Source organism: Candidatus Competibacteraceae bacterium (assembly GCA_016699715.1).
In the GTDB taxonomy this organism is placed as follows: domain Bacteria; phylum Pseudomonadota; class Gammaproteobacteria; order Competibacterales; family Competibacteraceae; genus Competibacter.
In genome coordinates this window covers 1,858,687-1,871,050 of record CP065007.1, presented here as the reverse complement: position 1 = coordinate 1,871,050, position 12,364 = coordinate 1,858,687, and the positions used below count along the sequence as shown (strand labels likewise).

Genomic DNA, 12,364 nt, shown 5'->3' with positions numbered 1-12,364 from the left:
TTTGGAATACGGTTTACGCTTGGCAGTGGTGGTATCGGTGACAATAAAAGAAGCAAAACTTTATTTAAAATCACCCGCACCATTGTTTCTCACAAGGAACTCCATCATTGTTTCCGTCCATCTTTACATTAGGGCAGTTTCTCAAAAAGAAAGTTGCTTCTTCGCAAGAGGTCATCTGAGAACAATGGATTCGGCCATCACATTTGAAGCTTGAGGTTTTAACGCTAGAAGTTATTGCCTTGTTAGAGTTATGTGAGGGCATTACTGTCAATGCACCTTCTACCGGAATTTCCTGTGCACAGACTGTTCCTTCAGGTAAGTCACCATAAAGAATCCGTCCATCTCTTGTGATGCACTTTGTTGGATTTTTATAGGGTGAATCAGTGAATGATTGTTGCGTGCCTATTGATTCATGCTGTTTATATAAGTAATTACCATACCAACCAAAAGCTAAAATAATCGCAATCAGGATGATTTTTTTCATGGTAGAGATCAATCAATTTTTGGGTTGATTAGGAAATAAAGTTATGCAGTTTCCCGCATGGACCGAATTCGTGGCGGTGGTAATTCCCGTCCTTCCTTAACAAAATGTTGAATCGCATCTTCAACGACTGTAAATTTGATCTTCTTCGCTTCATTCAATTCATTTATGGTATTGATCACCCAGTTTCACTTTTAGCTCTTCGGATCGCGATCTCTGTAATGATGCTTTCAAGCGATTTCCCTTGAAATAACTGCTCTCTTTCGGTCGTGCAATCCCCTTTGCCTACATGAGACCGACTTGAGGAATGTAGCCTGTCGATCACATTCGGAGCTTGAGCAGGTTGTAGTTCTCTCACGTTGTTTTTACCCTCAAATTCACCTGTCCCACCGGCAAATCAATACTAATCGCCGGATGCGTCCGGCGGATTTGCACCAGAGCCGCGACGCAATGTTGCCATTCATTCTTGGCGCGGGAATGGCGGAATTCCGCCAGTACCGGTGTCACCAACTCCGCGAAACCGGCATCGGTCAGGGCCAGCGTTTTGATGGCCTCGATCAATCGGCGCTTACCGACACTGGCCGGCCACGGCCGTTCGGGCGCGGCCTGTTCGGCGTCCAACTCGTGCCGTTCCATCCGACCGGGTGGCAGGCCGAACAAAGTCTTGCGCAAAAACTGGCGTAGTCCCTCAAACGGAGCACTGGGCTGAAGCTCGGCGGCCTTCGCGGTCGGCACGAATTTCCGGCGCTGGCGTTCCCACAACAGCCGCACGGTGAACAGCCCAACCTCGCGGTGCGGGCTTTCCATCAACCAGGCCAGCCGCGTCGGATCGCCGAGTTGCTCCTGATGGCGGCGGATCAGGGTTAGCGCCGTCTCGCGGGTGATCTTGTGACGGCTTTCGGCCAGCTGAAACACTCGTTCCGGCAACAACCATTCGGCCGGCAGGGCCGGTTCCATTGAGCTTTCGCCTAGATGCAACAACTGTTCGATGGCAAAAGCACGCGACTCGCGGTATTCGCTATCGGCCAGCCGATACAGAAGAGTTGGCTCATTCCAGGCGCGCAATTCCTCCCGCGCGATGGCGACCGCCAACCGGCGCAGGTCGGGCCGTTGATCGGCGAACAATGGGCGCAGTCGACTCAACGGATAATCGGCGGCGCTCAAGTCGGGCTGGATATTGAAAGCGCGCGTTTCGGGATCGCTGGGGCCGATTTTCGGATGATGGGCCTTGAGATAGGTGGCGGCAAAGCGACGCACCGGTTCCGGTTGCGTGGGGCCGCAAGCCAGTTCCCATAGGTGATCGATCCCGCTGCGGTCGTCGCTGGCGAAGTCGCCGGGCCGGAAGGATTCCAGCAGATAGCGGTGGGCAAAATCGTGCAGGGTCGGGTCGGCCTGCCGCGCCATCGCCAGCAGCCAGGGTAAGCCGATGCGGTTCGGCGCGACCAGTTCCGAATCGCCGAGCAACTGGAGCGCGAGCGGGCGCAGCGTCGGGCGCATGGCGAGACCCTTGAGCCAGTCGATATCCAAATCCTCCCCTTTGAATTTACCCTGCCGCAACCAGCCGGCCACGGCATCGCTCAGGTGAGGATTCAATAAGGCTTGCCGCATCCAATCCAAGCCGATCTCGCGCCCCGGATAATCCGCCAGTGCCTTGAGCGCCCGCTGGCGGGCAATGGCGGTACAACGCGGATCGTCCAATACTTGGCGGTAGTCAGCGGCGGGGACCGTGACCTTGGCGTCGCGATAAAACTGGATGACGGCATCGAGCGCGGAATCGCCCGACCTCGATTTGGATGGCGCGAGAGCCAGCTCGACGAATTGCTCGGCGCTGATGTCTTGTGGCCGGAAACCTTGCCGCAGTTTGGCTTTGGCGAGAGTGGCGCTGGCCGGCGCGGTCAGCAGCTTGAGCAGGGTTGGCAGGCCCAACTCGGCTGGAGTACGTTGCTCCAGGATCGCCACGGCGAAAGCTTGCACGTCGCGCGCGCCTTCCGCCGTCAGCTTGACCAACTCGGCGACAGGCAGATCGGTGGCGTAGGCGCGAGCATAGTCGATGGCGTAGCGGCGGGCGGGTTCGTGGCCACTGTGGAGCAGCCCCAACACCATGTCGTGCAAGCCAAGTGGCTTCAGTTTCGATTGATGGAACTCGGGGTTGTCGCGCAGCAGTTTGATGATGAAGTCGTGCACGATGTCCAGCCGCTTGGTGCCGAGGCGGGCCAGCCAGGCCGGTTCGACGTGGCGCAGGGCGTCCTTGAAATCCTGCTCCAGTCCACGAATGGCGAATGCGCAGACTTGCGGGTTTTGGGCATCCTCCAGCAACCGCAGCAGCGGGGCGGGACTGATTTTCCAGGCATCGTCGAAGGCGCGGCGTTCCAGTTTGCCCGGCAGGCCGCTGCTCCCCAATACCCCCTGATCGGTGGCGCCGATCAAATCCTTGTGCCGCCAAATCTGGTTGGCGATCCAGCAGTGGCGGAAGTTGCACTGAGGCGGGTAGTGGCGCAAGACCTGGCCGGCGTACACCGGAAACAATTCGGGCAGGGCTTGGCCGAGTTGCCGCAGATAGCGCCAGGCGCGGCGGCGCATGTACAGCCAGGTTCCGCGCGAAATGTCGCCTTCGCCCAGTTTGGATTGCTCGTCCAGGCGATAGCACAGAACGCCCAGCATGGCGAGATCGTGGCGTTGCTCGGCTTGTTTATAAATACCCTTGATGCCTTGCCAGATGCCCCAGCCGATGGCGTTCGGCGGCAGTTGGGGAATCAGTTCCAACAGCAGGGCGCGGGCCGGTTCGTCGTCGGCCGCGTACAAGTCCAGCAACAGTTGACCCAGCCGCAGACGCGGCGGCGGGTTGGGCGACGCCAACAGCGCGGCCCAGGCACCGGTGCGCGCCGCTTGACGCTCGTCGGCGGTTTTGCCGGTCAGGGCTTGCGGGTTCAAGGTCTGGCGCAAGCGATCCAGCGACCAGGCATCGGGCAACTGGGGTTGGGCCTGATAGTCGTCCGGTGGATCTTCCGGCTGACCGGCGGGCGGGTCGGGCTGAGCGAGAAATTCCAGAACCCACGGGACGCATTGCGGATCGCGCCGGGCGGCGGCGTATTCCAGATCAGCGAACAGAATGGAGCGGTCGTCGGCCATGAGCATCGCCTATTGAGGCCGGTAGCCTTCGGCTTCCAAGGCCGCCCGGATTTGGGCAAAGGCGGCTTCGGCGGCGGAGGCGTCGGAGTAGTGTTCCACACCGTGAGTGTGCAGCGCGTTGCCTTCCACGCTCAGGCGCAGTTCCAGGCGGCGTTCGCCCAGCGTCAGGACCAGCGCACATTGCGAGGAGGCTGGGGCGGCGGCTTCGATGGCAGCGGATGGCGCGGCCGTTTCGCTCGGGCCGCCGTCGCCATCCACGTAGCCTTTCTTGTGTTTTTCCCGCGCCTGTTTTTCCAGTTCGCGCGTTGCGTCTTCCGGCGAATCGTAGCGTCTGGCCTGGGATTGTCCCTGGCTGCCGATCCGGCCGAAGTTGACTTCCAGATTGTTGCCGACGCAGCGCGCTCGCCAGAATTTGTTGGATTTGCTGTCCTGGAAAACCAGGGAAACTTGCCACTCACTCATCCGTGCCACGCTCCTCCAGTTGTTTGAGTTGCGCCAGAAACGGTTTGGCCCGCTCCGGATCGGTCATGTGCAGGAAGGCGACCCAGCCGCGCAGTTGCGCCAGACTTTCACCTTCCTTACCGGGCTTGCCATGCAGCCGGTTGTGCAGGGCGGCGCGCAGGCGTCGAACCTGGGCGCGCGGCACCCGCGCCGGACTGCCCGCTGGTGTTTCGTTGACGACCAGGCCAGTCACGGTTTGCCGGCGGCCCCGGCGCAGAATCCGGGTTTTTTTCGGATGTGGAACGAAGCCTTCGGCCTTGAGAATGGCGTGGACGCAACGCAGCAAGCGACCCAGCGGCGGTGGCGAGCTGTCATGCCAGGAAAAGGTCAGATCGTCGGCGTAGCGGGTGTAGCGGAATCCCAGCTTTTGACTCAGGCCGGACAGCCGGCAATCCAGTCGCAGGCAAACAGTGTTGCTGAGGGCCGGGCTGGTCGGAGCGCCTTGCGGCAGCGCGCGCGGCCCGCTGGCAACGTGGACATGCTGGCCGTCGAGTGGCAGCAGTTCGCGCGGCGCTTCGGTGCAGAGCAGGGCCAGCACGGTGGCGACCTGTTCGCCGTAGCCGCCTTTGCGGAACAGACCCTTGACCCGCCGCCAGGTGACAGTGGGGTAGAAGTGGCGGATGTCGAGCTTGACGATGGTGTGTGCGCCCGCGTGGACGGCGGCGTTGCTGAAGATGCTGCGTCCGGGTAGGAAGCCGTGCGCCGCCCCATGTACCGGCAGGCGTTCGGCGATCTGGCGCAAAATCCAGCGTTGGGTCTTTTTCAGCGTCGGCTTGGGCGCGCTGATCAGGCGGGCGCCGCCGTCGCGCTTGGGGATAGTCCAGTATTGGTAGTGGCTGCCGCTATCCACTTCGCGGTGGAACGCCAGCCAGCGCAGGCGGGGAATGGACAGATCGAGCGCCTTGGCGAGGGCTTGAACGTCCTTGAGCGCCGGTAGGGCGTTGACCTCGCGCCGGGTTTCGGGATCGGGGAGGTCGTAGCGGTCTTGGTCGGGCGTGTCGTGATGGAATACGTCCGCGCCCAGATAGACCAGATGGGCTTGGCGGAAGGCGGCCCAGCCCTGCTGGCGCAACTGCTTGCGCACGCGGCGTTCTTCTTCGCGGCGCGCTTTGTATTGGTGGAGGGCGGCGCTGGTGAGTTTGCCGGGGTCGGTAACTTCGTCCAGCAGATCCAGTTGCCGCAGCCGGGTGACGACCCAGCGTTCGATATCGCCGACTTGGGCGATGTCTTCCCAGGTGGGGGGGGTCTCGCTCATGCCTTTTTCAGACCGAGCGTAAGGATTGCTGGAGCGTGAGGCGCAAACCGCTACTTCTCACAAGGGACACGGTAGGCTCACCGGCCAGCCGCCAGTACCCGCCCCTAGTTGTTGGCGGAAACCGCGGTGGCGTGGTTGGCCCAGCTCCGCCGACAACTAGGGGCGGGTACTGGCGAAGCTGGCCAAGAACAGCCTACCTTGTGGCGTGTGTGGCGTTGGAATTCCCGGACGGCGCAACGCCGCCCAAAAGGCTAATGGAGGAACGCCTCACGCTCCAGCAATCATTACGCTACGGACTTTTCACTCCCTTGTCAAAGGTTGTTGTTAGTTATGAATCGGTTATATCGGGTTACGCCGTGCTGGCGTCGATAAAGCCCTGTTTGGCCAGACGGTCGAGGCGGGCGAAATAAGCGTCGCGAGCCTCTTCGGTGCGATTGAACAGCAGCCGTTGCTGGCGCAAGGTTTGGGGATCGTGACCCCAGCGCAGCAGTATCTGGCGTTCGTCCAGGGAAATCCGGTAGCTCAACACGGTTTCGCCTTGGCGACGGGTCAGGGTTCGCGTTTCGGCGCGAATCAGCCGGCGACCTTCGGCGGTTTCCCGCGCCTGTTCCAGCGCGACCTGTTCGCGGGCATAGCGCAGTCGCAGCGCGATCATGTGCGGGCAGGGTCCTTGTTTCAGGCCGGCGCGGCGGAATTCGTGGCAGGTGCAGCTTGCCTTGATGGTGCGGCCTTCGCGATCCAAAGTGAACGACGTTTGATAGTGGCGATGGGCCTGCCGATCCTGTACCTCGCCATCGATGGTGGTGCCATCCAAGCCGAGATCGTGGATGCGGGTCAGCTGGACCTGTTCTTCGGTCGCCAACAGTCGATGCGCCTGTTCCTCACGGGCGTCACGGTAGCGCAACCGATCCAATGTCAGCGGTTGAGCCATCAGCGGCCGGTGGTGGAACAGACCGCTGGCGATATCGTGGACCAAGGTTCCCTTGAGCAACTCCTGCAACAGCACTGGCCTGATGGTCTGGCGTGGTTGACGCAGTGTCTCGCTCAGGGCGTCCAAAGTTAGAGGGCGTTCGGTCAACTGTTTGATGACGCGCTTGGCCAATACTTCATCTTCGCCGCCGCCGGGCGCGAGCAGATCGAAAGTGGCGATACCGGCCCACCCGCTGTCGGTCCAGCCGCTCAAGGCCAAGCTCAGACTGGCGGATTCCATGTCCAGCACATAAAAAGCGGGTAAACCAGCGCCAAGTAGATAAACATCCACGGCTTTGACATGGGGCAGCAAGCGGCCGAGCAGATTCAATCGCTGGCGACCCCAAGTGCGTACTACCCGCGGCACTTGGCCTTGATAGGGCGAGCCGCTGGCGTTCAACACCTGTTCCCAGGGTTCCAGCACCAATCGCGGCGTTTGGCCCGGAACCAGTTCGTAACGCAGCGCGCGCGGCGCCGTTTTCGCTTTACGCAGCCTCAGGCTCAGGAGAACGTTGTAGAGGTCGATCGGGGCCAGGTGGACCCGTTCGGCGGGCAGGGTCGAAGCGGCTTGCACCTGCCCGAAGGCGCGCAGCCAGCGGTATGGCACCCGCACGGTCTTGGCGGTCCCGGCGGTTGACGAGTAACCATGCAAGGTGACAGCCCGGTGGGCACGGATGCCGGTCAATGCCTGCAACAACGATGGCGTGAGGCTGAGATGAGAAGTTCCCGCCGTGAAGGATTCGGCCTGGTAAGCGCTATCGGCTTTGAGATGCAGTCGTGCGTAGGTCGATTCATCACGCGAAAAGACTTCGATGCTGACGCCGTGCTCATCGACGCTGAACAAGGGATCGAGTGGGGCTTCCTGCTGAGTGGCTTCGCCGTATTGGGTGGCCAGGAAGGCTTTTTGTGCTTCCCAGACCGCTTGAGTAGCGCGCTTGCCCTTGCGTAGCAGGTAGGCCAGATAGTCGGCCCGGTCGCTGGCTTGGCGGCGCCGATCACTCGATAGGATGTCGCCGAGAGTCAGCAAACCATCGCGCACTACATCGGTTCGCAGGACTTCGGCTTTGAGCTGAACCTCGGGACGTGCGCCATCGAGCGGTAAATCCAATGGATCGTCATCGGTTTCGCCGGAGGGCGGGGTGAATTCCCGGTAGCGGTGAATCACTTCGGCGCTAGCCATTGAGTATCGGACCTTACACAAGAGTTTGTTCGAAGTTTGAGGTTTCGCCATGCTGGCACGGCGATGGCCCCTGGTGAAAAAATTATAGTACGACAGTGGCGGAAGGTCGTTTGCTCGGTTTCAGGGCAACTCGCGAATGATCGAGCCAATCGCTGAAGTCCGGCTGCTGGTGGAGGATAACAACCACCACCAACGAACCCATTCCATCTATCGGACTGTTCTCCGTTAAGTACTGAAACGCCCATATTTTGTGCAATAAATGTCAATTCATGCACTAATTAAGTGCAAAAATCCGTGTTGCTTGGATCGGATATTTGTTATCTAATTGATTTAAAAAACTATTTTATCAAAGGTGTGAAATTTGCTGATTTGCACCCGCTTTATCCGTGAACGGCCCTGTTTCGACCCGGAATGGGGCAAGCAATCCCGATGAATCAAACGATCCTAACAGAACGAATCGAGATGACGATCCATGAGCCAGAACGATAAACGGCTATCGAACTATCTACTTTTGGGTTTGGTGGGAATACTGATGCCCGCGCTATCTTGGGCACAGGAGATCACCACAAAGTTGAATCAGGGCAACACTGCCTGGATTCTCACCTCCACGGCGCTGGTGCTGTTCATGACCCTGCCGGGTCTATCGCTGTTTTACGGCGGGCTGGTGCGGACCAGGAACGTGCTGTCGGTGCTGATGCAATGTTTCGCCATCACCTGTGTGGTGTCGCTGCTGTGGTTTGTCTGCGTCTACAGCCTCGCGTTCGGGACCGGTGGCGACTGGATCGGCGGTTTCGGCAAAGCCTTCATGGCGGGGGTGGAGGAAGACTCCTTGACCGGCGACGTCCCGGAAACCGTGTTTTCCATGTTCCAGATGACCTTTGCCATCATCACTCCGGCGCTGGTCGTCGGCGCTTTCGCCGAGCGGATGAAGTTTTCCGCCATGCTGCTGTTCAGCATCCTGTGGCTGATCTTGGTGTATGCGCCGGTGGCTCATTGGGTATGGGGCGGGGGCTGGCTCCAGCAAATGGGCCTGCTGGACTTCGCCGGTGGAACCGTGGTGCATATCACCGCTGGGGTGGCCGCGTTGGTTTCGGCGCTGGTGTTGGGTCGGCGCCACGGGTTTCCGGGGACGGCCATGCCGCCGCACAATATGACCATGGTGGTGACCGGCGCGGGCATGTTGTGGGTCGGCTGGTTCGGCTTCAACGCCGGCAGCGCGCTGGCGGCCAACGGCAACGCCGGCATGGCCATGATGGCGACCCATCTGTCCGCCGCCGCCGGTTCGCTGGCGTGGATGGCCATGGAATGGATCAAATACCGCAAGCCGAGCGTGCTCGGCATCGTGACCGGCATGGTGGCCGGTCTCGGCACCATCACGCCGGCCTCGGGCTATGTCGGGCCGGCCGGCGCCGTCGTCATCGGCACGGTGGCGGGGTTCGCTTGCTTCAACGCCACCCAATTCCTCAAACGGGTGCTGAAGGTGGACGACTCGCTGGACGTATTTCCGGTCCACGGCGTGGGCGGGATGCTGGGGACGCTGGCGGCCGGCGTGTTTGCGTCCACCGAGTTGGGCGTGTTCAAGGGCCAGGGCTTCGCCCCTGGAATTAGCTCCATGGGGCAGCAGCTTGGCGTGCAGTTCGTGGGTGTGGTCGCGACGGCCGCCTACACGGTGGTCGTGACTTTTGTGGTGCTCAAGCTGGTGGATCAAGTGATCGGCCTGCGGGTGAGCCGCGAGGATGAGATCGGCGGCCTGGACATCGCCCTGCACGAGGAACGGGGCTACGATCTGTAGCGAAACGGCGGTGGCCAGGGAAGGCCACGGGATTTCGCGCGGTCGCCGCCAGCTTGTTCAGCGTGCGGCCAGCGCCGCCCCCATCCGCTCCAAGCCTTCCGCCAGGGTAGCGCGCGGGCAACCAAAGTTCAGCCGCACGAAACCTTCGCCGCCCGGACCGAAGGTCGCGCCATCGTTCAGCGCCACGCCGGCCCGCTCCAGGAAGAAGCGCTGCGGGTTGCCGGCGATGCCCGCATTCCGACAGTCCAGCCAGGCCAGATAGGTGGCCTCGGGCACGGTCACGTCGATATCGGGCCAGTGGCGGGCGATATGGTCGATTAGAAAATCGCGGTTGGCGGCGAGATACGCCAGCAAAGCCCGCAGCCACTCGCCGCCGTGGCGATAGGCGGCCAGCGCGGCGGTCAGGGCGAGGATGTTCACGTCCGGCACGATGCCGCGCATCGCCTGTTTGAATCGCTGGCGGAGATCGGGATGCTGGATGATCGCGAAGCTGGCGCCCAAACCGGGGATATTGAAGGTCTTGCTGGGGGCCATCAGTGTGATGCAGCGCCGGGCGATGTCCGGCGACAGGGCGGCCAGCGGCGTGTGCCGGCGTCCGTCCAACAGTAGATCGCAGTGAATCTCGTCCGAACAGACCACGAGATCCCGGCGCTCGCAGATCTCCGCCAGCCGGGTCAGTTCCTCGACCCCGAACGCCCGCCCGACCGGGTTGTGCGGGTGGCAGAGGATGAATAGCCGGGTGCGCGAGTCGATGGCCGTCGCGAACGCCTCGGCGTCGAAGCGGTAATGCAGCCGACCATCGCGCTGCTCGGCGCTCAGTTCAGCGGTGACCAGCCGTCGATCCTGATGGCCCGGCGCGGCCAGAAACGGCGGATACACCGGCGTTTGCACCAGCACACCGTCGCCCGGTTCGCCGACCGCCCGGCACACCACGTTCAAGCCGCACACCAGCCCCGGCAGATACACGATTTGTTCCGGTGTTACGGTCCAGCGATAAAGATCGGCCATCCGTGCGCAAATCGTTTCGGTCAATTCCTCCGGCGGCGCACCGTAGCCGAATATTCCGTGCGCGACTCGTTCGTGCAGAGCCGCCAGTACCGGTTCCGGGGCGGCGAAGTCCATGTCCGCCACCCACAGCGGCAGAGCCGAGCCGTAACGCTGCCATTTCAGGCTGTCGCTGCCGTAACGGGTAAGGGGCTGGTCAAAATCGCAAATCATAGTGAAACAATCCTGTGGACAACTGTAGCGGCCTAAGGTGGAATGATTCTAAGATGAAGTCATTGCCAACTTGAATGGATTAAGGCGATCCATGATGCGAAATCACATGAACCGTGGCGCTTTCCATCACTTTATTCGCTGGCGGTCGGTCCGCGCGTTCCTAGGCCTGCTGACACTGTGGCCGTTTTTGGCATTGGGGCAGGACGCGGACTTATGGGAGCAGCGGCCGGGCGGGCGCAACCTGACACCCCCGGATTATGCCAGACCCGCGCCGGCCTTGCCGGGTCGTCCGCCGCCATCCCTCGAATCGCCCCTATCCAGCCAAGAGCGGGTCTTCGTGCGCCGCTTCGAACTGACTGGCAACACCGTGTTCACCCGTGAGGAACTGGCCGCCGTCACCGCACCGTATGAGAACCGGGTCCTCAGCGCCGAGGAATTGCAGGAAGCGCGCCGCCAGTTGACCCTGTATTACGTCGAACGGGGTTATCTCAACTCCGGTGCGGTGATCCCGGACCAACAGGTCGAGAATGGTGTGGTTCGAATTCGGGTCGTCGAAGGCCGGCTGTCCGAGGTCGAGATCACCGGCAATACGCATCTGCGCGCCGATTATCTCCAGGACCGATTACAATCGAATGCCGGGGAACCCCTGAATGTTCAACACCTTCAGGAACGTCTGCAGCTCCTCCAGCAAAATCCGCTGATCGAGCAGCTCCAAGCGGAACTGGCGCCGGGCGTGCAACCGGGGGAAGGGCGATTGCGGCTCGGCATCCGCGAGGCTCGCCCCTACGAAATCGGCTTGGCGGTGGCCAACAACAATCCGCCGAGCGTCGGTGCGACACGAGCCTACCTGTACGGAGTGGACCGCAACCTCAGCGGGGTCGGCGACACCCTGGGGTTGAGCTACGGCCACAGTCTGGAAAGCAGCGACACTTCCGACTGGCGGGTGTTCTACGCGCGGCCGCTGAACGCCCGTGACACCGCCGTGCAAATCTGGGCCGAGCGCAACGATACCTCGGTGATCGAGGATCGTTTCAGTGCCCTCGATATCACCAGTGATCTGCAAAGTTATGGCATTGCTCTAACCCATCCCCTGTACCGGACGCCGCAACAGACTTTTGCCCTGGGCGTAAACCTGGAACGGCGGCACAGTGAGTCCTTTTTACTGGGGATTCCGTTCTCCTTCGCCCCCGGTGAGGACAACGGCGAGGCGACCATCACCGTCGCGCGCTTCGTGCAGGAATGGCTGGACCGGCGCTTGAATCAGGTGATTGCTGCCCGTTCCACTTTCAGCGTGGGCCTCGACGCCTTCGGTGCCACGGTCAATGCCCGGGAGCCCGACGGCCAGTTCGTGAGTTGGCTCGGCCAGTTCCAATGGGCGCGGCGCTTCGGGGAGCGGGATTACCAACTGCTCTTCAAAAGCATTCTGCAACTGACCAATGATCCACTGCTGCCGATGGAAAAGTGCGCGCTTGGGGGATTGGAGACGGTGCGTGGCTATCCCGAGAACACCCTGGTCCGGGACCGCTGTTTTGTGGCGTCGCTGGAATTCCGAGTACCCGTGTATCACCTGCCGCTGCCCGGTGTCAGTCGCGGCCCCAACGAGGGTCAGGTGCAACTGGCGGTCTTCACTGATTACGGTTATGCCAAGAACAAAGGGGAGTTCGACCTGGAACCGAACTCGATTTCCAGCGCCGGCGTGGGGGTTCGCTGGGACGCCAGCGACAAGGTCAGGGCGGCGTTGTATTGGGGCTACCCATTCCAGGATGTAAACACCGGCGAGGAAGCCTGGACTGGGTCACGGGTGAATTTCTTCGTGCAGGCCGCGTACTGATAGCGGAT

General features: G+C 61.1%; 8 protein-coding genes. 2 read left to right on the top strand and 6 right to left on the bottom strand.

Going from position 1 to position 12,364, the window contains the following annotated elements; all coding sequences use genetic code 11:
• Positions 1–70 precede the first annotated feature (70 nt).
• The 5 genes from IPM89_08320 to IPM89_08300 all read right to left on the bottom strand — a co-directional run bounded on the left by IPM89_08320 (position 71) and on the right by IPM89_08300 (position 7,566).
• Positions 71–262: an excalibur calcium-binding domain-containing protein gene (locus tag IPM89_08320; protein ID QQS55844.1), complete on the bottom strand. Its 192-nt coding sequence runs from the start codon at positions 260–262 to the stop codon at positions 71–73.
• A 573-nt stretch (positions 263–835) separates the two neighbouring features.
• Positions 836–3,610, bottom strand: a complete 2,775-nt coding sequence (locus IPM89_08315; protein QQS52945.1) for a hypothetical protein — start codon at positions 3,608–3,610, stop codon at positions 836–838.
• 9 nt (positions 3,611–3,619) lie between these two features.
• The gene (locus IPM89_08310) at positions 3,620–4,072 is read right to left on the bottom strand and encodes a WGR domain-containing protein (GenBank protein ID QQS52944.1); all 453 of its coding nucleotides are present in this window, start codon (positions 4,070–4,072) and stop codon (positions 3,620–3,622) included.
• Entirely contained in the window at positions 4,065–5,366 is a 1,302-nt protein-coding gene (locus IPM89_08305) for an RNA-directed DNA polymerase (GenBank protein QQS52943.1), read from the bottom strand. The genes IPM89_08310 and IPM89_08305 overlap by 8 nt, the downstream gene beginning before the upstream one ends.
• Before the next feature lie 349 nt (positions 5,367–5,715).
• Positions 5,716–7,566 carry a hypothetical protein gene (locus IPM89_08300; GenBank protein QQS52942.1) on the bottom strand — a complete coding sequence of 617 codons (1,851 nt, stop codon included), beginning with the start codon at positions 7,564–7,566 and terminating at the stop codon, positions 5,716–5,718.
• A 481-nt stretch (positions 7,567–8,047) separates the two neighbouring features.
• On the opposite strand from IPM89_08300, the gene IPM89_08295 reads away from it, so the two are divergent.
• A complete protein-coding gene (locus IPM89_08295) occupies positions 8,048–9,307 on the top strand; it encodes an ammonium transporter (protein QQS52941.1) in 1,260 nt (419 codons plus the stop codon).
• Positions 9,308–9,364: 57 nt separating this feature from the next.
• Here IPM89_08295 and IPM89_08290 read toward each other — a convergent pair whose 3' ends face one another.
• A complete protein-coding gene (locus IPM89_08290) occupies positions 9,365–10,525 on the bottom strand; it encodes a PatB family C-S lyase (GenBank protein ID QQS52940.1) in 1,161 nt (386 codons plus the stop codon).
• A gap of 106 nt (positions 10,526–10,631) precedes the next feature.
• Between IPM89_08290 and IPM89_08285 the strand changes: the two genes are divergently transcribed.
• Entirely contained in the window at positions 10,632–12,356 is a 1,725-nt protein-coding gene (locus IPM89_08285; GenBank protein ID QQS52939.1) for a ShlB/FhaC/HecB family hemolysin secretion/activation protein, read from the top strand.
• The last annotated feature ends 8 nt before the right edge of the window (positions 12,357–12,364 follow it).